The following is a 20509-nucleotide window of genomic DNA, read 5'->3' on the forward strand; positions in this document are numbered from 1 at the left end:
ACACGTCCCGGATCGTCAACCGCACGCCGAACACCTCGGCGATGTGGTTGGTCAACCGAGCCGCGAGCAGCGAGTGCCCGCCGAGGTGGAAGAAGCTGTCGTCGATGCCGACCGGGTCCGGGGTCTCCAGGGTCCTGCCGAACAGTGCGGACAGGACCTCCTCGGTCTCGTTGCGCGGGGCGCGGGCCGCTCCCAGGGCCGTCGTCGGCGCCGGGAGCGCCCGCTTGTCGATCTTCCCGTTGGGTGTGACGGGCAGACGGTCGAGCACGGTCAGGTACGTGGGGACGAGGTGCTCGGGCAGCCGGCCCGCGACGTGCCGGCGGATCTCGTCGGGGTGCGTCTCCCCTGCCGTGTCCCCGTCCGCGACGACGACGTAGGCGGCCAGTCTCTTCTCGTGGACGGTGACGACGGCCCGGGTGACGGCGGGGTGGGTCAGGAGGGCGGCCTCGGTCTCGCCGGGTTCGATGCGGAAGCCCCGGATCTTGATCTGGTCGTCCGCCCGGCCTTCGTACAGGAGGTGTCCGTCCCGGTCGAAGCGGGCCAGGTCCCCCGTCCGGTAGAGCCGGCTGCCCGCCGGGCCGAAGGGGTTCGGGACGAACCGGGTGGCGGTCAGGTCGGAGCGGCCCAGGTAGCCGTGGGCGAGGCCCTCGCCCGCCACGTACAGCTCGCCCGTCACTCCCGGGGGGCACAGCCCCAGCCGGGCGTCCAGGACGTAGGCCGGCTTGTTGACCAGAGGGGTGCCGATCGGGATCACCGGGTGGGGTCCGTCCCCGGGTTCGACGGTGTGGGTGGTGGCGTAGATCATGACCTCGGCGGGTCCGTAGCCGTTGAGGACGGTGATGCCGGGCCTGAGCCGCTGGAGCTTGTGGACGTGCGCCGGGGAGGCGGCCTCGCCCACCGTGAAGGCGGTGGTGACGGTCTCGAAGGCTTCGGGGTGCTCGTCCGTCAGGTAGTTGAAGAGGGTGGCGGACAGCAGGAGCGTCGTGACGCGGTGGCGGCGGGCCAGTGCGGTCACGAGGGCCGGCTCGGGCTTCTGTCCGGGCTGGAGGACCGCCGTGCCGCCGTGGAGGAGCGCTCCCCAGAACTCCAGGCTGAACGCGTCCCAGGACACCGGCGAGCACTGGAGGTAGACCTGCTCCGGGCCGGCGGGGAGGTAGGGCTGGCCGATCAGGGTCGACACCAGGTTGCGGTGGGAGGACAGGATGGCCTTCGGGCGGCCCGTCGAACCGGAGGTGAACATCAGGCAGGCGGGGTCGTCCGGGCCGAGCGGCAGGCCGAGGTCGCCGGGGTGGTGGGACAGGAGTTCGCCGGGGGCCTCGGTGTGGGTCGCCCAGGGGCCGTCGACGCGCTCGGCGAGCGCCGGGCGGGTGACGAGGTGGCTGATCCCGGCGTCGGCGGCCGCCGAGCGCAGCCGGTCGTCGGGGAAGTCCGGGTCCAGGAGGACGTGGGCGGCGCCGGTCTTCAGGACGGCGAGCAGGGCGGTGGCGAAGCGGGTGCCGCGCTCGAAGAGGATTCCGGCCATATCTCCGCGCCCGAGTCCTCGGGAGCGCAGGTGGCGGGCCCAGCGGTTGGCGGCGGCGTTGAGCTCGGCGTACGTGACCTCCCCCGCCTCGTCGACGAGCGCGACCCCGTCGGGGAACCGCGCCGCCTGCTCCTCGAACCGCTCCACGAGCGTCGTCTCCACGGTCCCCGCCACCGGCCCGGACCACCGGCCCGCCAGCAGCTCGCGCTCCGCCTCCGACAGGACGTCGAGGTCGGCGACCCGGCGTTCGGTCGGGCGCTCCGTGGCGAGGACGGTGGTGAGGAAGGCGGCGAAGCGGTCCTGGTGTGCGGCGACGGCCGTGACGTCGACGCCGTCGACGGGGGTGTCGAAGTCGATGCGCAGGCCGTTCGCGGCGCCGAGGTCGAGCACGGCGACGCTGAGGTCGTCGACGGGGCCGTTGCTCACGTTGTGGTTGACCGTGGGGTGGCCGCAGACGGTGAGCTCTCCGTGGAAGCCCATGATGTTGAGGACGGGCGTGGCCAGTCTCCGGGAGCCGTCGACGACGCCGGCGTCGCGGCAGAGGTCCTCGTACCGGGTCAGCTGGTGGCGCAGTCCGTGCTTGACCTCGGCCCCCACCGAGCGGACCAGGGCGCCGAGCGGGTCCTCGGGGTCGATCCGGATCCTCAGGGGAACCACGTTCGACGACATGCCCGGGGTGCTGCGGGCGAGCCGGGACGTCCTGCCGGTGACCGGCAGGGCGATCATCAGCTCCGTGCGTCCGGTGACGCGGTGCAGGTAGGCCGCGAACAGGGCCACGAGGAGGACGGACCAGGTGGCGCGCTCGCCGCGTGCGACCGAGCGGAGCCGGTCGGCGTCCGCCGGGGACACCCGTACGCTCCGCCGGGCGAAGGACAGGCCGCCGTGCGCGGCCGTCGCCCGTCCGGTGCCCCGGACGAGGCCGGCGGGTGCGTCGGGGGCGTCGGCGAGGTGTTCCCGCCAGGCGGCGCGCTCGGCGGCGGCCTCCTCGGACCGTCGGTACTCCGCGTCCTCGGCGAGCAGTTCCGTCAGGCTCCCGAACGGGGAGGGCCCCCAGGGTTCGCCCGCGACGGCCTGCTCGTACAGCTCGATCAGCCGGGCGAGTGCCATCGACACGCCCACGCCGTCGACGACCAGGTGGTGGAATCCGTAGAAGTAGAAGTACCTGTCCTCGGCGAGCCTGATCAGCGCGCAGCGGACCGGCGGCCGGCCGGTGAGGTCGAAGGGGGCGCAGATCAGTGCGTCCACGATCTGCCAGGCCGCGCCCTCGGGGTCGTCCGCGGCGCTCACGTCGGTGAACGGCAGGGTGCGCGATCCGGCGTCGGCGTCGACCAGCTGCCACACCCGTTCGCCGTCGTCCTCGAAGCGGCGGATGCGGAGGAAGTCCGCCTCCTCGACGAGCCGGCGCCAGGCCGCGGCCATCAGCCGCGGATCCACGGGGCCGTTGATCTCGCGGCACTCGGCGACGTTGTACTTCACGCCGGTGGGGTCGAGGGCGTGTGCCGTCCAGATGTCACGCTGGGCCACCGAGAGCGGCAGCCGGACGGCGGCCGGAGCGGGTGCGACGGGCGTGTCGAACGGCATGGGGGGCTCCTGTGGAGGTCACGGCGGAGGAGGGGAGGAAGAGCGGCTCGGGCTCGGGCGGGGCAGTCGCCATACAACCCGTGGGCCGGGGCCGGGAGCGGCAGTTGGCCCGGCGGTACGCCAGCGGTTCGGCGGTGGGGCGGCAGTCAGGCGGCAGCGGTTCCGGCAGTCGCGTCCACCACGTCCGCCGCGAGGGCGCGGACCACGCTCAGTACGCGGAACGCGGAGCGGCCGCCGTCCGCGCCGGACCGGATCACGCCGCTGACCAGCAGGTCGCGGACCATGCGGCCGCAGTGCGGCAGGGACATGCCGGTCAGCCGGAGGACGTCCTCCAGGACGAATTCGTCCTCGCTCGCGGCGCACAGCGCGCCGATCAGCCGCCGGTGGCCGTCGGGGAGCGCGGTGAGCGTGCGGGCGACGCGCTCGCGGAGACGGGAGCCGGACCGGCCGTCGGCCAGGTGGTCGAGCAGCGGCGCCGGGTCGGACTCGACGATGCCCCGCAGCGTGGTCAGGTCGCAGACGGTGAGCCAGGAGGCCGCCGCGGCGAGCGCGAGCGGATGGCCGTCGAGCCGGTGGCTGACCCACGCGACGTCCGCGAGGACGCGCTCGTCGGGAACGACGTCGGGGCGGACGTGGCGGAGCCGGCTGAGGAAGAACCGGGCGGCGGGCGCGTCGGGGCGGATGCCGCCGGAGGGGTCCGGCGCCTCCAGCGGGGCGAGGAGGAAGAGGCGTTCGCCGGGGACGTTCCAGGGTTCGTCGGCGGTGACGAGGAGGCGGAGTCCGGGCAGTTCGCGCAGCAGCCGGCTCAGGCGGTGGAAGTCGAGCAGTGCGGTGTCGACGCCGTCGAGGACGAGGAGCACCGCGCGGTCGCCGAGCGCGCCGGCCAGGTCGGGGACCAGGTCGTCGGCCCGGCCGTCGCCGTGGAGGAAGGCGGCGCAGTCGGCCGTCAGGGCGGCGAGCCGGCCGTCGCAGGCCGGCAGGCAGTCGGCGACCGCCCCGGGGGCGGTGTGCCACAGCACCGGGAAGCCGGCGTCGTGCAGCCGGGCCGCCGCCTCCAGGGCCAGTCTCGTCTTGCCGACGCCGCTCAGCCCGACGACGGTGATCAGGCGTTCGGCTCCGGAGCGCAGCTCCTCCGTGAGGACGGTGGACTCGGCGGCCCTCTCGATCAGCGGGTGCAGCGGTACGGGCGGGGCCGGCCGTTCGGCGACGAGGTCCCCGGGTCCGACGCCGCCCCGGTGGCCGTGTCCGCGCCGCACCGCGTCCTCGAGGGCGGTGCGGGCCCGGGGGCCCAGGCGCAGGCCGTCGGCGATCAGCCGGATCGTGTCGGCTCTCGGCCGTTGCGCCTTCCCCTTCTCCAGGTCGCGGATGGCGCGGACGCTGATGGTGGAGAGGTCCGCGAGCTCCTGCTGGGTCAGGCCGATGCGGAGCCGGTGGCCGCGTATGAGGGTGCCGAGCGCGGCGGTGGCCGTCACGGTGTCCTCGGGGGAGAGACCGGTCGTCATGAGAAGCTCCCGCTCGTCGAGTTGGGGCGGGCCTGCCGTCGGTGCCCGGTCGGGCCGCCGACCGGGGGCTTCGCCTCGCCGTCTGCTGGCCCCCATCGTCCGGACGGCGACTATTCGGGAGGCATCCCGGCACTAACCCTCCGCCGCCCCTTCCGGGCGGCGGAACCCCCGGGGCGGGATGCCGGGCGATAGCCGGCCCGGGGCCCCGTGATAGCGGTGCGGGCGGGGCGCCGTTCCGTGATAGCGGGGTGATAAGGCAGCGAGCGGTGCCGTGAATCCGCGTGTTCCTAACGTGGTGGTCACAAGGAAACGCCGCACACCACCGAGAGGCAGGATCCGATGTCCTACACCGCCGCCGCCACCGCCGCCCGCAACTCCGTCCGCGCCGCCGTCACCGCCGCGCTGATCGTGATCCTGACGGGAGCGGGCGTCCAGGCGAGCTGGGCCGACGGGACCACGGGCACGACGAGCACCACCCCGGTCTGCACGACCACGGTCACCGCCACCGGCCCCGTCACCACGTGCAGCACCGACAACAACCCCTGGGACTGACCCCCGGCCGGGAGGCCCGCGCTCAGCAGCCGGTCGCGAGCAGCCTCTCCGCCTCGGCGAGTTCCCGCCCCATCCGCCGCTCGCGGAACACCTCGACCGCGGGGACGAGCAGCTCCCGGGAACGTCCGGGCTCCGCGTCGAGGAGACGCGCGAGGTCAAGGCGCGCCAGCGCGCCACCGCCGAAATCCATGACCCCCTCCCGCGCGGTCACCGCGCGGTCGTAGAAGTCCCTGGCCCGGTCGGGACGGCCCATGATGACGAAGGCGTGGCCCAGGTCGCGGAGCAGGTGGCCCTCTCCGATGACGTCGCCGGAATCCCGGCAGAGTTCCAGGACCTCCGTGAAGGTCAGGACCGCCAGGTCGCTCCGGCCCTGTTCGAGCAGCAGTTGCCCGACGCGCCGCAGCGTTCTCGCCCGGCCGCCCGTGTAGCCGACCCCCTCGTAGATGTCGAGCGCCTCGTCCAGCTGTCGCTGTGCCTCCGCGATCTCGCCCTGCCGCATCCGGATGTGCGCGCTCTGGGTCAGGACGATCGCGCGGCCCACCACGTCGCCCGCCCGGTCGAAGTCGGCCAGGGACCGCCGGTACAGCTCCAGGGCCGCGGGGTCGTCGCCGCTCGTGCGGGCGATGAGTGCCATGTCGCGCCGGCACAGCGCCTCGCCCATCGGCTCGTCCAGCGCCTGGAAGACGTCGAGCGCCGAGTTCAGCGTCTGCCGGGCCGTGTCGAACTGGTTGCGGCTCATGTAGAGCGAGCCGAGGGACGCCCGTACGGCGGCGGTCCCCCTCAGGTTTCCCGCCTTGCGGACGGCGGCCAGCGCGCTCAGGTGGGTCTGTTCCCACAGGTCGTAGTGGCCGCGCACCTCGAAGAGCGTGACGAGCGAGGTCGCGAGGTCCCAGCTGAGGTCGTGCAGGCCCGCCTCCGCGGTGTGCTCGACCATCCCGCACAGGGCGGCCTGTTCGGCGTCGAGCCAGGCCAGCGGGTCGGCGAGCACCTCGTCCGTGTGGGAGTCCGGGGGTTCCCAGCGGGGCGCGTCGCCGTGCAGGACGGTGAAGTCCCCGCCGTACACCTTGCGGTGGGCCTGCTGGGCGAGGTGCATCCAGCCGCCCGCCATCCGGGCGAGCGCCTCCTGCCGTGCCTCGGGCGTGTGGTGCGCCGCCAGCTGTTCCCGCGCGTACACGCGGATGATCTCGTGGAAGCGGTACCGGAAGCCACCGGTCCGCTCCACTCCGGCGACGTCCAGCATCTGCACGTCGACCAGCGGTTCCATCAGGTCCGAGGGGAAGGGGCGGCGGTCGTCGAGCAGCGCGCCCGCCAGCCAGCTGGGCAGGGTCGGTGCCTGCGCCATGCTCAGGAGCCGCAGCAGTCGGCGGTCCTCCGGTGCCAGGCCCTCGTAGGTCAGCGACAGGCTGGCGCGCATCGTCATCTCGCCGTGGGCCAGTTCGTCGAGGCGGTGCCGCTCGTTGGCGAGCCGCTGCACCATGGACGCCAGGGTCCAGTGCGGGCGGGCCGCGAGCCGGGCGGCGACGATCCGCAGGGCCAGCGGGAGCCGGCCGACCGTGCGGACCAGGGCCTCCGCGGCCGCGGTCTCGCCCGCGACCCGTTCCCGCCCGACGATCCTGGACAGCAGTTCGAGGGCCTGGTCCTCGGCGAGCACGTCGAGTTCCACCCGGTGCGCGCCGGGCAGGGCGGTGAGGCGGGCCCGGCCGGTGACGAGGACGGCGCAGCCCCGGCTGCCGGGCAGCAGCGGCAGCACCTGGCCCTCTCCGGCGGCGTCGTCGAGGACGACCAGGACGCGGCGGGAGGCCAGCCGGGTGCGGTACATCTCGGCGCGCTCGTCCAGGGACTCCGGGATCAGCTGGCCGGGGATGCCGAGCGCGCGCAGGAACCGGCCCAGGACCTCCTCGGGGGTGGCCGGGCTGCCGGTCGTCCCGCGCAGGTCGCAGTAGAGCTGACCGTCGGGGAAGCCGGTCTCGGAGAGCATGTGGGCGACGTGCACGGCGAGGGTCGACTTGCCGGTGCCGGGCTTGCCCGTGATCGCGGCGAGTCCCACCGTGGTGCGGCCCGGCCGTCCGGTCAGCGCTTCCTCCAGCGCGGCGAGCCGGCCGGCGTCGGACACGAAGTCGGCGACGGCGGCGGGGAGCTGGTGCGGTACGGCGTCCTGACGCAGGGCCTCCGGGGACGGCGGGGCGGCGGCCGGCTCGGGGCCCCCCTCGGGCTCCGCTCCCGCCGGCTCCTCCGCGGTCCTGTCCACCGGTACGGATACGGGCGCGGGCGCGGCGGGTGCAGCGGGCGCGACGGGCGCGGGAAGCCGGCCGGCGAGGATCGCCGACTCCAGTTCCCTGAGCTCCCGGCTGGGTTCGAGCCCGAGCTCCTCGGCGAGGAACCGCCGGGCGGTGCGGAAGGCCTCCAGGGCCTCGGCCTGCCGCCCCGACCAGTACAGGGCCTGGATCAGCTGGCCGCGCAGCTTCTCCCGCAGAGGGTGTTCGTGGGTGAGCCTCTGCAGTTCGCCCACGAGCCCGTCGTACCGTCCGAGTTCGAGCTCCAGTTGGATGCGGAGCTCGACGGCGGTCAGACGTTCCTCGTTGAGCTGTCGCGCCTTGTTCGCCAGCGGGCCGCTGTCGAGGCCGGACAGGCAGTCGCCCTGCCACAGCGTGACCGCGTCCCTCAGCAGCCGTACGGCCTGGTCGAGTTCACCGCGCTCGCGCAGCCGGCGGGCCCGTAAGACGAGGGTGGTGAAGAGCGCGGCGTCCACGTTGCCCGCGTCGGTGTGCAGCACATAGCCCGGGGGCCGGGTCGTGATCGAGACCTCGCCGTCCGCGCCGGCGAGGAGTTTGCGCAGCCGCGAGACGCAGATCTGCACCTGGGTGCGGGCGGTCTCGGGCGGGTTGTCCTCCCAGATGAGGTCCACCAGGTGATGGGTGCTGACCACCCGGTTCGTCTCCAGGAGCAGCGCCGCCAGGATCACCTCCTGGCGCCCGGGCGGCAGCCGCAGCGGCCCGTCGGGGCCGTGGACCTGCAGCGGTCCCAGGACCCTGAAGGCGAGGGGCGACATGTCCGGGAGTTCCTGGGATCTGTCCCCGATGTCGTCCGTCACCGATTCCCCCACCAAAGAAACGAGTTGACACGTCAGGCCCGAGTGAGGACAGTCTCCACAACCACCCCCGCCCTGTCCATGCCGTGAAGATCCCGGTCGGAGATAGAGGGGGGATAACGCGGAGTTGGCGGCTCCCCCCAGAATCCTGGCCGAGAGCGAAAGGGGCTCAGCCGTTGAACCGCCAAGATGACACGAGCACCGGGTTTCCGGGGTCGGCCGACCTGGTCACCGCCGCCGGAATCGACCACGTCCGCCTGGTCTACGACTACCTGGAGGCCGGCGACCTGGACTCGTGCGCCTCCCTGCTGCACGACGGCGTGGTCCTCGAACTGCCGGGGCTGCCTCCGGCCCGTGGCCGTGCGGCGGTCCTGCACGTCCGTTTCGGGCGCACGCTGCCGCGGGCCCGTTACGAGATCGACCGGGTCGTGGGCCAGGACCGCAGCGTCGTCGCCACGGGGCGCCGGGTGGTGCCGGGCGTCGACGGGCAGGACCTGCGGTTCGTCGACCTCTTCACGATCGCCGACGACGGCATGGTCCTGGCCTGCACCCGCTACTACCACGTGGCGCCGTGAGCCCGGCCCGAGGACGGATCCCGTCCGTCCCCGGGCCCCGTGGCCCGGTCGGTGTCGGACGGCCTACAGGCCGGGCCCGTCGTACGCGCCGCGGTGCGGCTTCGTGGTCGCGCTCACCGGGTTCCCCCAGTAGTCACGGCCTCCGTTCCCGCTGATCACGGAGCCGTTGTCCAGGGCGGGGGACGTGGCGCGCAGCCTGTAGCCGTCGGCGGAGTCGATCGTGTCGCCGCCGGTACCGGGGTTCACGAACCGCGGGTCGCCGGCGATGCCGTTGGCGGTGGGCCGGGGCACGCCCTGGAAGACGTTCCACAGCCAGGAGATCCCGGCCCCGGTGGGCAGTCGGGAGTCGGCGGTCCCCACCCAGATGTTGTTCTCGACGACGCTCTCGTCGGGGAGCGTGATGCTGAACTTCTTGTCCGTGCAGTAGAGGACGTTGTTGTACAGGTGCAGCGCGGAGCGGCCGGCGCTGACGCTGCTCATGCGGCAGTCGTTCTCGGAGACGTTGTAGCGGACGACCTGCCGGGCGCCGCCGATGGTGCCGCAGCCGTCGCAGTCGAGGAAGAAGCCTCCGGCGTTGTCGCGGCTGAAGTTGTACTGGATCGTGCAGGTGCCGGTGTTGCCCCAGTCGCAGTCGAAGGCCTGGCTGTCGGCCGCGGACATCCGCGTGATGCCGTACACGGCGTTCTTCTGGATGGTCGGGTCGTGGTCGCCGAGCACCCAGATGCCGGCGAAGTTGCCGCCGGAGAAGGGGTAGACGCCGTTGCCGACGCCGGAGGCGTTGTTGTACTGGATCATGGGCGCTTCGGCGTAGCTGGCGATGACGCCGTCGCCGCCGACGTCCTCGAGGACGTTGTTCTCGATCAGTACGCCGGTGCCCTTGGCGGCCATGGAGCCGACGCGGACCTTGAGGCCGCCGCCGCCGGTGTTGCTGATCCGGTTGTCGTGGACGTGGACGTCGTCGAGGGTCGAGTTCGTGCCGCTCGCGCCCGTGACGATGCCGGCGGACTGGACGTAGTCTTCGGTGGTGGGGCTGTTCTTGTTCGTCTGGCCGGCCACCCGGTCGACGACGAGGTTGCCGACGTCGAAGCCCCGGTGTGCCGTTCCGTCGGTGGCGGAGATCCTCAGACCGGTGCGGCGGGCGAGGGTGGAGGCGGGGTTGGTGAGCTTGAGGTTGCTGATCCGCCAGTGGTCCTGGTCGGTGAGGGAGACCGCGTTCGGGGCGCCGCCGCCGTCGATCACGGGCAGGGCGCCGGTTCCGTAACCGGTGAGCTCGATGGGCGCGGCGGCGGTGCCGCTGCCCCGGGGGGCGAGGGAGCCGGTGCACGTGGTGCCGGCGGCGAAGGCGAGCGTGTCGCCGGGCCCGTACGTCCTCGCGTTGGCCTGTCCGATGCTGTTGAACGGCGCCGCCTGGCTGCCGTCCCCTGCGGTCGCCCGCGAGCAGTCCACGTGGGTGACGTTCCCCGCGGCCGTGGCGGGCGCGCCGGGGAGGACGGCGGTCCCGCCGAACGCGAGGACGGCGGCGACGAGCCCGCGGACTGTCGCCCGTCGTGCGGGCAGAGCTCTGAGGGTCATGGCGCAACAACCTTTCTGGCGGTCGGGTGCGGCCAGAAGCTAGGTGCGGCCGGTGATCGAGTCAATGCGTTCTCGTCGATTGATCGAGTTTCGATCAGACTCTGGGCGATTGGTCGATCACTGACAGGTGCGCTCCCCGCCCGGGCGGGAATGCCGTCGGTCCGGCTGCGGGTGGGACACCGCCGGACGGCCCGCTCGGCGCGGACGGCCTGCTCGGCATGGACGGCCCGCTCGGCGCGGACGGCCTGCTCGGCATGGACGACCGTGCACGCCTCCGGACCGTCGGGGCGCCGGACCGTCGGGGCGCCGTGCCGAGACGGTCCGGCACGGCCGTCCGCCGGGGCGTCGGTGCGCGGGCCCGCTCACGGATCCCGCGCACGCGCGTACCCCCGCTCAGACCCCGGCGACGGCCGGTGCGCGTCGGCAGGCCTCCAGCGCGCTGTCGACATGGGCGCCGAGGCCCGGTTCGGGGGCCAGGGCGGAAAGGCGGTGCATGGTCAGCATCGCGTCCCAGGCCGAGGTCCTGGCCAGGGCCGACGCACCCCAGGAGACGTCTTCGAGACGGGTCCAGAGGTGGGCGCCGAAGCCCAGGTGAATCGTTCCTGCCCGGGATTCCTCCTCGTCGAGGGCGTGGCGCGCCGCCGTCAGGAAGGCCGTGGCGTCCTCGGGACCGAGCGCCGAGACGACGACCCGGAGGAGGGAGGCGGTCAGGGACGTGACCTCGGCCCAGCCGGTCGCGTCACCGAAGCGCTCGCACAGACGTACGTTCAACAGGTGTTCCATGTCGGTGGTCATGCATGCACAGATACGTTTCCACCGCCCGTGGCGCCCGGCACGACACGCGGGACGCACCGCCCGACCCCCGTACGGAGTGATCGCCCCGGTGCCGCGCGGGGCGCACGGGCCGGACGACCCGCTCCGCGAAGCGCCCGGGGGCCGGGGCGCGGAAAGCGCCCCGGCCCCCGGGCGGGTCGGTGTCGGAGGGGTCAGACCTGCTCGTCCTCCGGGACGCTGACCAGCCAGCGGGTCTCCTTGCGGGGCCGCAGGTACAGCGCCCAGTAGAGGGTGGCCACCGCCGTGATGCCGCCGGTCCACAGCAGGTACTCGACGTCCTGCATGTACAGGATGTACGCCATGACTCCGATGAGCACCACCGGGACGGCCGGCCACAGCGGCATGCGCCACGCCCCGACCTCGCGGTGCGCGCCCCGGCGGCTGAACAGGGCCGCCACGGCCACGAGGAGGTACATGCCGGTGACGGAGACGCCGGTGACGCCGTAGAGGGTGTCGAGGTTGACGAAGCACAGCGCCGCGCCCGGCACGCCCACGACCAGGGTGGCCACCCACGGGGAGCCGAAGCGGCCCAGGCGGGACAGGGCGTTGTTGACGGGCTCCGGCCAGGCCTTGTCGCGGGCGGAGGCGAACAGGACGCGGGAGTTCTGGATGACCATGACGATGCCGGCGTTGATGATGGCCAGCGCGACGCAGAGGCTGATGAAGGTGCCGACGGCGGAGTTGGACCAGGCCTCGATCATGCCGCTGATGTCGCCGCCGGTGAGGGTCTCCAGGTCGCCGGCGCCGAGGGTGATGGCGACGACGGGGACCAGGATGACGGCGGTCGAGATGGCGAGGGTGGCGAGCACGGTGCGGGCCACGTTCTTGCGGGGGTTCTCCAGCTCTTCGGAGAGGTAGACGGCCGTCGAGAAGCCCTGGGTGATGAAGAGGGCGATGGCGAGGCCGGAGACGACCATGGCGCCGGTGACGAGCGAGTGCGAGCCGCCCTCGGCGGCGACCTGGCCGTGGACGAGGGAGCCGACGCCGCGCTCGGAGTGGGCGAAGCCGAGGATCGCGACGATCCCGGCCGCGATCACTTCGAGGACGAGGAAGATGCCGGTGATCCAGGCGTTGGCGCGCAGGTCGAGGAGGCCGGCGAGGGTCGCGAGGAGCATGACGCCGGCCCCGGCGAGCGGGGCGGGGATGTGCACCAGGGGCGCGAGGTAGTCGGCGGTCCCCATGGCGATCACCGGGGGCACGATCATCACGACCAGGAGGGAGAGGACGAACACCAGCCAGCCCGCCAGGCGGCCCGAGAGCGTGGAGACGATGGCGTACTCGCCGCCCGCGCTGGGGATCAGGGTGCCGAGTTCGGAGTAGCAGAACGCCACGCCGATACAGAGCAGCGAGCCGATGGCGATGGTGAGGGCGGCGTACGTGCCGACCCCGTCGAAGAGGTCGGGCACGACCACGAAGAGGGTGGAGGCGGGCGTCACGCACGACAGCGTGAGCAAGGTGCCGCCCACGACACCGATGGAGCGCTTGAGCTTCTGCGGCACGGGTTCGGTCGGGGGGGCCAACGCGTGCGGCGCGCTGAGGGTGTCGGTCATCAGGCGGGTTCCGATCGATGTGAGCGGCGGTTCTGAGCGGGAGCGGTATCGCCTCCGAGGCGGCTGGTGATCAGGTGGTTCCGTGGGCTCCCGGGCTGAATGGAAGCGCGAGCAGAACCGCAGGTCAATGGCCTGCCTGCTGCGGAATCCGTTGATCCGGCACGTCCGGGCGGGGCGTCGGGGCGCCAAGAACGCGCCAAGACTGCCGAAACGCTCCGTGCGGGAACCGCAGCTCGGCCGGGAGGACTTTTCCCGCGCTTTACTGCCGATCCACATACTGGAATACCGGGCGAACCAGACATAGCGTACCCATTCGGCTCCCCTATCGGTCCGTGCGTGTCACATTTCGGACTGCCGTGACGTCGCGCGGAAGCGGTGAAGCGGGTCCGGGAGGCGCTCCTGCGGGCGTTCTCCGACCTCCGCGCCACCGCCGAGGAGGCGGGGGCACCGTGGACGCCCTCGCGCAGCTCCGGCGGTTCGGCGTCCCCCCGCCCCGACGAGGCCGAGGGACAGGGGCTCACGCCCCCCGCCCGAGCTCAGAAGTGGCTCAAGTCCCTTGTCCGGCCGGTGTTTCGGGAACAGGATCGAGTCCGCCATCGACCCGTGGCGCGAGGTTTCAGGGGGACACGAGCATGAAGATCACGAAGACCGGACTCTCCGCGTGCGCCGTCGCCGCGCTGCTCGCCGGTACGGTCGGCTGCACGAACGGGTCCGGCGGCGCGAACGAGCCCGGCGGCACGGCCGAGCGGGCCACGCGGGCGGTCGTCGAGACCTGCGCGAACGGCACGTACACCTGGTCCGACGTCGTCGCGCGGGACGTGCTGACCGGCGTCGCCGAGAAGCAGGAGCTGGGCGAGGGGGGCGGCAGGCTGACGCACCGGCTGTCGCCGCTCCACACCCCGGTCACCGCCGTCACCTTCGAGAAGGGCCCCCGGGTCGACGCGGAGGCCACGCTCCTCTCGCTGGCGGCCCGTGCCGGGGTCACGGACGTCTCCGAGGGCGACGCCCACGCGTTCGCCGACGTCCACAAGCCCGCGACGAGGTCGCGAGCCGACGCCACCAGCGTCGACGGCGCCGGAACCTTCGTGGACTACGCCTGGGTGCAGGAGATCAGCGCCGACTTCCGGTACTCCTGCGGTGACGGCAGGCAGGCGGCGGGCCACGCGGTCGGCTGGACCGTCGACGGGTCGGGCGTCCTGGAGTGCTCCCTCCCGATCACGGGCGCGAAGACGAAGGACGTGGCCCTGGAGGCGGCCCGCCTCTCCTGCGGGCCCGACGCCCCCGCCGCCGGGGCGAAGAGCGCCTAGCAACCGCACGAGGAGCTCCGCGCCCGGTTCGCGCACCGGGCGCGGAGGCCGGGACCCTCGCCGGCCCGGCCGGCGCGCACGGCCCGGCCGTCGGTGCCGGGTCCGTCGAGTGCGTCGGTCCCGGATCGGAAAATAGTATCCATGTACATAGTAGCCATGTACTGTATCTCTCGTGAGTTCAGCACCTGAGAGCGCCACGGCGGGTTTCCTCGTCTGGCGCCTGTCGATGAAGTGGCGCGTGGCCGTCGACCGGGCGGTCGCACCGCTGGGCCTGACCCACGCCCAGTACGCCCTGATGGGTTCCCTGTACGGCATGGCGCGCTCCGGTCGGCAGCCGAACCAGCGGCAGCTCGCCGACCACACCGGGCTCGAACCGCTCTACGTCTCCAAGCTCGCCCGGACGCTGGAGGCGGCCGGACTCGTCGACCGCACCCGGGACCCGGACGACCCGCGCGCCATGCGGCTCTCGCTCACCGAGCGGGGGCACGACGTCACGCGCCGCGCCGTCGAGGTGGTCCAGGGCCTCCTGGACCAGATGCTGGAGCCGCTCGGGGGCCGGAACGGCCCGCGTGCACGGGAGTTCACCCGCGAGCTGGCGACCCTGCTCGAAGCACCTCTTGATCCGTACGCCGAGAACGACGAGGAGCAGTCATGACGACCACCACCGCACCCACGACGAACGGCCGCGTCATCGCCCTGGCGCACTACGCCGCACGCGCCCTCCTGGAAGGCGTACTGGCCCGCCACGGCGCCACGTTCGAGCAGAGCGTGATGCTCCGGGCCGTCACGGTCGCGGGCGGCTCCGTCGACCGGGACGAGCTGGTCGGCGACGTCGTCGGCTCGCTGAAGTCCGACGAGTCGGCCGTGCGCGGCGTGATCGGGGAGCTGACGGCCGCGAGGCTGCTGGAACAGGACCCGGCGCGGGCCTCCCGGCTGCTCCTCACGGACGCCGGACGGAAGCTGTACGAGACCACCACCGCCGAGACCGCCGAGATCTCCGCCCGGTTGTACGCCGGCATCCCGGCCGAGGACCTCGCGGTCGCGGGCCGCGTGCTGACCCTCCTCACGGAGCGCGCGAACGCCGAGCTGGCGAAGGCCTGACGGACGCCGTCCCGCCCGGCCGTCGCCGCCTGCGGTCCGGACGACGCCCACGCCGAGGGCCTGACCGGAGGTTCCGGCGGCAGCGCCTCCCCGCGGGCGTCAGGGCGTTCCCGGCCCCGGCCGGTGGAAGCGGGTCGACCACGAGCAGCACTTCGGGCCCGCCCGGGGCGTCGACGAGCGCGTTCCCCCGGGCTCGTTCAGCCGTGGAGCAGTCGCCGTGCGGTGAGGGCCAGCCGTGCGCGCGTCAGGCCCGTGGGAGCGGTGAGGTCCAGGGCGAGGGCCTTGCCGATGTGGTCGAGGCGTCGGGCGACGCTGCTGTGGTGGAGGTGGAGGAGGTCGGCCGCGCGGCGGACGGAGGCGGTGGCGCAGTAGGCGTCCAGGGTCTCCAGGTCCTCCGGGGACAGGCGGTCGAGCGCGGTCACATCGGGGTTGTTCCGTACGGCGTCCGCGGGGACGTCCGCCAGGAGGGCCAGCGCGCCCAGATCGGCGTGGTCGACGACGGGTTCGCGCGGGGTCGTGAAGCGGAGGGCCGTGCGGGCCTGGTGCCAGGAGCGGTCGGGACTCCCGGCGGCACCGATGCCCGCCCGTACCCCCGCGGGGAAGCCCGTACGGTCCAGGCCGGCGGCCAGGACGACGCCCGCGTCGGCGAGCGGGGCCGCCTTCACGGGGCGGGCCGGGCAGACCAGGGCGCCGACGCGGTCGAGCGGGAGGCTCGTGCGGACGGCGACGACGTGGACGGGGAGACCGGGGGCGAAGCCCAGGAGGCGCAGCGCCCGGGCACGGGCGGCGTCGTCGCTGTCGGAGCTGATGGCCAGTTCGACGAGGGCGGGGTCGGCCATGGTGGTGCGGGCGGGCCCGTAGCGCTCGGCGGCGGCCGCGGCGGCGATGGCGAAGCGGTCGAGGAGGACCTCGTCGAGCGGGCTGGGCGGTCCGGGGCGCTCCAGCCAGACCGTGCCGATCTCCTCCTCGTCGAGGGTGATCGGCGCCTCCGTGGACGCGGGCGCCGGCGGGGTGGACGCCTCGGTGCCGTGGGGCGAGACGCGGGTGGAGCCGCCGGTGCCGTGGAGCCGTATCCCGGCGACGCACTCGGCCAGGCCCGCCGTGGCGCGGGCGAGGGCGGGGAGGTCGACCCGGCGGCGCATCAGGGTGTCGTAGAACGCGACGATGCGCATCGCGCCGTCGACGTACGGATCGAGTCCCGACAGCCGTACGGCCAGTGCCTCCATGGCAGAAGGATGGCAGAAGGCCCGGAGCGGGGGCGTGCGCCGTTCGGTGCGCGATCGGGGCGGGACGCGCGACGGACGGCGGGTGACCCCCCGGGGGCCGGCCCGGAGGATGGTCGTCATGGATCCCGAACTCGAAGCGTTCGTCCCGTTCTTCCCGCGGACCGACCTGTCCGATCCGGTCGCCGCCCGCCGGTACTTCGCCGGTCTGGCGGCCGCCGTGCCGACCCCCGACACCCCGGAGACCGAGGTCGAGGACCGGGTCGTGCCGGCCGAACCGGACGTGGTGGTGCGGATCTACCGGCCGCGCGGGGCCCGGGCGGCGGTGGTGTGGCTGCACGGCGGCGGCTTCGTCATGGGGAACGTGGACACCGAGCATCCGTGGGCCGCCCGCATCGCGGAGGGCTCCGGCGCGGTGGTGATCTCGGTCGGCTACCGGCTCGCCCCCGAGCACCCGTTCCCCGCCGCCCTGGACGACGCCTACGCCGTCCTGACCTGGACGGCCGAGCACGCGGCCGAACTCGGCGTCGACCCCGCGCGGATCGCGGTCGGGGGCCACAGCGCCGGCGGCGGGCTCGCGGCCGCGGTGGCGCTGCGGGCGCGTGACGAACAGGGGCCGCCGATCCGCTTCCAGCTGCTCAACCAGGCGGGGCTCGACGACCGGCTGGAGACCTGGTCGGCGCGGAACTTCACGGACACGCCCTGGTTCCACCGGGGGAAGGCGATCGCCGCGTGGGGCCACTACCTGGGCTCCCGGCCCGCCACGCCGTACGCCGCCCCCGCGCGGGCCACCGACCTGTCCGGCCTCCCGCCGGCCTACGTCGCCTCCGCCGAGTTCTGTCCGAACCGCGACGAGGACATCGACTACGCCGTCCGTCTGCTCCGGGCGGGCGTGTCCGTCGAACTCCACCAGTGGCCCGGCACGTTCCACGGCTCGCAGGCCATCCTCTCCGCCGAGGTCTCGCAGCGGCAGAACGCCGAGCTCGGCGCCGTCCTGCGCCGCGCCCTCGCCGACTGATCCGCCGTCCCCTCCCGTCCGCCGACCCCTTCCCCTTACGAACCCGAAAGGACCGACGTCGTGAACATCCGAATGGTGTCGATCGGAGGCGTGGCCGCGCGCGCCGTCTGCGCGGGCACGCTCGCGGCAGCCCCCGCGTCCGGAGGCGGGCGGTCCGCCCCCGCCGGGAGCGCGAGTACGGACACGGGCTTCGATCCCGTGGGGCTCCAGTCCGCCCTGGACGGTGTCCACCGGGCGGGCGTGCCGGGCGTGTTCGCCGAGGTGCGGGACGACGGCCGAACCTGGCGGGGTGCCTCCGGGGTCGCCGACGTCGCCACCGGCCGTCCCGTCACGGCCGGCATGCGGCACCGCGTCGGCAGCGTCACGAAGACCTTCACCGCCGTCGCCGTGATGCAGCAGGTCGAGCAGGGCCGGATCCGGCTCGACGCGCCGATCGCTGACTACCTGCCGGAGCTCGTGCCGGGCGAGCGGGGCAGGAGGATCACGGTCCGGATGCTGCTCGACAACACGAGCGGCATCGCGGACTACCTCACGCACGCGTTTCCGTCGCTGCGCGGGTTCCCCTCCCGGCTCGACGTCTCGACGCGGAGCCTGGACGACAACCGGTTCCGCACGTTCCGCCCGGCCGAGCTGATCGAGACGGGCCTCGCGGCGCCTCCCGTCGGCGAGCCCGGTGGACCCACGGGCGTGTACTCCAACACCAACTGGCTGATCCTGGGCGAGCTCCTGGAGCACGTGACCGGCCTGCCGGCCGAGGAGTACATCACCCGGAACGTCATCGAGCGCGCGGGGCTCCGACACACCGGGTTCCCGACGGGGACGCGCGTCAAGGGGCCGCACTCACGGCTGTACGAGGCGTTCTACGGCCTGATCGACCCGCCGCGCGACTACAGCGTCTACGACATGTCCTGGGTGGGGCCGGCCGCCGCCCTGGTGTCGACCATGGAGGACCTCAACCGTTTCTACGCCCTGCTGCTCGACGGCCGGATCGTCAGCCGGTCGTCACTGGCGGAGATGCAGCGCACGGTCCCGGTCCGCGCCCTGGACGGGTCGTTGATCCAGTACGGTCTCGGCCTGCACAGGGTCGAGACCGCCTGCGGCACCTTCTGGGGCCACGACGGCACCGTCTGGGGAGCCGGGACGATGTCCCTGACGCGCGCCGACGGCGGGCGTCAGATGTCCGTGGCGGTCAACCTCGTCCGGTGGAACAGGCCGGACGCCTCGGGGAAGCCGCAGCCCCACCCCATCGACGGCGCCATGGAGACGCTGTACCGACGGGCGATGTGCGGTGGGGCCTCCACGGCCTCGGAGGTCGCTCCGTAGGAGTCAGCCCGCCGGGGCCAGGGTGTACGTCCGGCCGGAGGTGTAGAACTCCATGGCCGCCGTGCCCTGTTCGCGCGGCCCGTGGCTGGAGGCCTTCGACCCGCCGAAGGGCAGGTGGAAGTCGACGCCGGTGGAGGGCGCATTGATCCGGATCATCCCGGTGTCGAGCAGGTCGAGGCCGTGCAGGGCGGTGTCCAGGTCCGCCGTGTGGACCGAGGTCACCAGACCGTACGGGACGGAGTTGGTGATCCGGATCGCGTGGGCGACGTCGTCGGCGGGCAGCAGGGCGGCGACCGGGCCGAAGACCTCCTCGCTCAGCAGCCGGTGTCCGGGGGCCACCTTCTCGACCAGGGTCGGGGCTGCGTACCAGCCGTGCCCGTCGGGGGCGGTGCCGCCGGCGAGCGTGGCGAGTCCCCGGCAGGCGTCGAGCACCCGGTCGCGGGCGCCCTCGTGGATGAGCGGCCCGCACACGGTGGCCGGGTCGGCGGGGTCGCCGACCGGGACGGCCCGCAGCGCTTCGGAGAGGGCCTCGCGCAGCGGTTCGAGGGCGGCGCCGACCGCGACGACGCGGCTGGTGGCGGTGCACTTCTGACCTGCGTATCCCGCGATGGAGGCGGCGATGTGGCGCGCGGCCTGCTCGATGTCGGCGTCGGGCAGCACGACGGCGGCGTTCAGGCCGCCCATCTCGGCCTGCGCCGGAACGCCCCGGGCGGCCGCGGCCCCGGCCACGGCCCGGCCGACGGGGGTGGAGCCGGTGAAGGAGACCACGTCGGCGGCCGAGACGAGCGCGTTGCCCTCGGTCGCGCCGCCGGGGAGGACGGTGAACACGCCTTCCGGCACGGCCTGTCGCACGATCTCGCCGAGGCGCCGGGCACAGGCGGTGGCCTCGGGCGCGGGCTTGAGCACGACCGTGTTCCCCGCCGCGAGCGCCGGGGCCGCCTTCCAGGTCGGGATGGCGAAGGGGAAGTTCCAGGGGGTGATGAGCGCTGCCACGCCGTGCGGCCGGCGCCGGGTCAGGAGCAGGCCGCCACCTGCCGAGGACTCGTGGACGGAGCCGGTGGGGGCGTAGGGCGCCTGGGCGTAGTAGCGCCAGATCGCGGCGGCGCGGGCCACCTCGGCCCTGGCCTCGGAGAGCGGCTTGCCGACCTCGCGCACGGCGAGCCCGGCCAGTTCGTCGGCCGCGGCCTCGACGGCGGCGGCGACCGCGCCCAGGGCGGCCGAGCGTGCGGCGGCTCCGGCCAGCAGCCAGCCGGGCTGCGCGGCACGGGCCCGTTCGACGGTGTCGACGGCCGCGAAGGCGCCGGGCGCGGGAATCCGCAGGAGCACGTCGGCCGGGTCGGCCGGGTTCCGCGAGACGAGGGTGGGAAGGACGTCGGTCACAGGAGGGGGCCTCCGGGGAAAGGGGTCGCCGGGGAAGGGGCGCCCGAGAGGGGATCCGCCCGGGGAAGGGAGCGCCGAGGGAGGATCGCCCGGGGACAGAGGGCGCCGGGGAAGGAGCCGCTTGGGGAAGGGCCGTTCGGGTCGCGGACGTGCCGCGCCGCTCCGGCGTCGCGCGACCGCCGGCGGTTGCCGCCGGCGGTGGGGCGTCGGGGCGGCGCGCCGCTCAGCGGTGGCCGGCCGCGAGGGCCTTCTCCGTGGCGGTCCGCACCGCGGCCTCGGTCGCGCCCGTGAGCGGGTGGCGGGGCGGTCGGGTGGGGCCGCCGGTGCGGCCGGCGAGGTCCGTGGAGAGCTTGATCGCCTGGACGAACTCGGTCTTGGAGT

Annotated in this window: 15 protein-coding genes and 1 pseudogene; 7 read left to right on the forward strand and 9 right to left on the reverse strand. The window is 73.7% G+C overall.

All coding sequences use genetic code 11. From position 1 onward, the window contains the following. Together ACZ66Z_RS35810 and ACZ66Z_RS35815 are read right to left on the reverse strand one after the other, a co-directional pair. On the reverse strand, positions 1-3103 hold a 3103-nt coding region (locus tag ACZ66Z_RS35810; protein WP_469940099.1), incomplete at its 3' end, for an amino acid adenylation domain-containing protein. A 146-nt stretch (positions 3104-3249) separates the two neighbouring features. Beyond that, positions 3250-4605, reverse strand: a complete 1356-nt coding sequence (locus tag ACZ66Z_RS35815; protein WP_469940100.1) for a helix-turn-helix domain-containing protein — start codon at positions 4603-4605, stop codon at positions 3250-3252. 339 nt (positions 4606-4944) lie between these two features. On the opposite strand from ACZ66Z_RS35815, the gene ACZ66Z_RS35820 reads away from it, so the two are divergent. Further along, positions 4945-5157, forward strand: coding sequence for a hypothetical protein (locus ACZ66Z_RS35820; RefSeq protein ID WP_469940101.1), 213 nt, complete (start codon positions 4945-4947; stop codon positions 5155-5157). 22 nt (positions 5158-5179) lie between these two features. Here the strand turns inward: ACZ66Z_RS35820 and ACZ66Z_RS35825 are convergent, their stop codons facing one another. After that, positions 5180-8206, reverse strand: coding sequence for an AfsR/SARP family transcriptional regulator (locus tag ACZ66Z_RS35825; protein WP_469940102.1), 3027 nt, complete (start codon positions 8204-8206; stop codon positions 5180-5182). A 215-nt stretch (positions 8207-8421) separates the two neighbouring features. Here ACZ66Z_RS35825 and ACZ66Z_RS35830 point away from each other — a divergent pair, with 215 nt between their 5' ends. Continuing rightward, positions 8422-8820, forward strand: coding sequence for a nuclear transport factor 2 family protein (locus tag ACZ66Z_RS35830; RefSeq protein WP_469940103.1), 399 nt, complete (start codon positions 8422-8424; stop codon positions 8818-8820). A 63-nt stretch (positions 8821-8883) separates the two neighbouring features. On the opposite strand, the gene ACZ66Z_RS35835 is transcribed toward ACZ66Z_RS35830, so the two are convergent. The 3 genes from ACZ66Z_RS35835 to ACZ66Z_RS35845 form a co-directional block, all read right to left on the reverse strand. Further along, positions 8884-10392 (reverse strand): right-handed parallel beta-helix repeat-containing protein, encoded by a 1509-nt coding sequence (locus ACZ66Z_RS35835; RefSeq protein ID WP_469940104.1) that lies wholly within the window; start codon positions 10390-10392, stop codon positions 8884-8886. 393 nt (positions 10393-10785) lie between these two features. Continuing rightward, a complete protein-coding gene (locus tag ACZ66Z_RS35840) occupies positions 10786-11187 on the reverse strand; it encodes a hypothetical protein (protein WP_469940105.1) in 402 nt (133 codons plus the stop codon). Positions 11188-11378: 191 nt separating this feature from the next. Next, on the reverse strand, positions 11379-12776 hold the full coding sequence (locus tag ACZ66Z_RS35845) for an APC family permease (protein ID WP_469940106.1): 1398 nt from the start codon (positions 12774-12776) through the stop codon (positions 11379-11381). Positions 12777-13408: 632 nt separating this feature from the next. Here ACZ66Z_RS35845 and ACZ66Z_RS35850 point away from each other — a divergent pair. From ACZ66Z_RS35850 to ACZ66Z_RS35860, 3 genes are all read left to right on the forward strand, one after another. Beyond that, positions 13409-14083, forward strand: a complete 675-nt coding sequence (locus ACZ66Z_RS35850; RefSeq protein ID WP_469940108.1) for a hypothetical protein — start codon at positions 13409-13411, stop codon at positions 14081-14083. Positions 14084-14255: 172 nt separating this feature from the next. After that, positions 14256-14738 (forward strand): MarR family winged helix-turn-helix transcriptional regulator, encoded by a 483-nt coding sequence (locus ACZ66Z_RS35855; protein WP_469940109.1) that lies wholly within the window; start codon positions 14256-14258, stop codon positions 14736-14738. Further along, positions 14735-15184, forward strand: coding sequence for a MarR family transcriptional regulator (locus tag ACZ66Z_RS35860; protein ID WP_469940110.1), 450 nt, complete (start codon positions 14735-14737; stop codon positions 15182-15184). Before ACZ66Z_RS35855 ends, ACZ66Z_RS35860 begins: the two co-directional genes overlap by 4 nt. Positions 15185-15381: 197 nt before the next feature. Here the strand turns inward: ACZ66Z_RS35860 and ACZ66Z_RS35865 are convergent, their stop codons facing one another. Next, positions 15382-16410: a helix-turn-helix domain-containing protein gene (locus ACZ66Z_RS35865; protein WP_469940112.1), complete on the reverse strand. Its 1029-nt coding sequence runs from the start codon at positions 16408-16410 to the stop codon at positions 15382-15384. Between the two features lie 118 nt (positions 16411-16528). On the opposite strand from ACZ66Z_RS35865, the gene ACZ66Z_RS35870 reads away from it, so the two are divergent. Together ACZ66Z_RS35870 and ACZ66Z_RS35875 are read left to right on the forward strand one after the other, a co-directional pair. Next, the gene (locus ACZ66Z_RS35870; RefSeq protein ID WP_469940113.1) at positions 16529-17425 is read left to right on the forward strand and encodes an alpha/beta hydrolase; all 897 of its coding nucleotides are present in this window, start codon (positions 16529-16531) and stop codon (positions 17423-17425) included. Between the two features lie 60 nt (positions 17426-17485). Then, on the forward strand, positions 17486-18748 hold the full coding sequence (locus ACZ66Z_RS35875; protein WP_469940115.1) for a serine hydrolase domain-containing protein: 1263 nt from the start codon (positions 17486-17488) through the stop codon (positions 18746-18748). A 3-nt stretch (positions 18749-18751) separates the two neighbouring features. On the opposite strand, the gene ACZ66Z_RS35880 is transcribed toward ACZ66Z_RS35875, so the two are convergent. Further along, positions 18752-20128: an aldehyde dehydrogenase family protein gene (locus ACZ66Z_RS35880; RefSeq protein WP_469940116.1), complete on the reverse strand. Its 1377-nt coding sequence runs from the start codon at positions 20126-20128 to the stop codon at positions 18752-18754. 223 nt (positions 20129-20351) lie between these two features. Beyond that, positions 20352-20509 (reverse strand): annotated as a pseudogene (locus ACZ66Z_RS35885) (dihydrodipicolinate synthase family protein); the annotation flags it as partial.

The sequence above is a fragment of the Streptomyces sp. NPDC107498 genome (assembly GCF_055582805.1).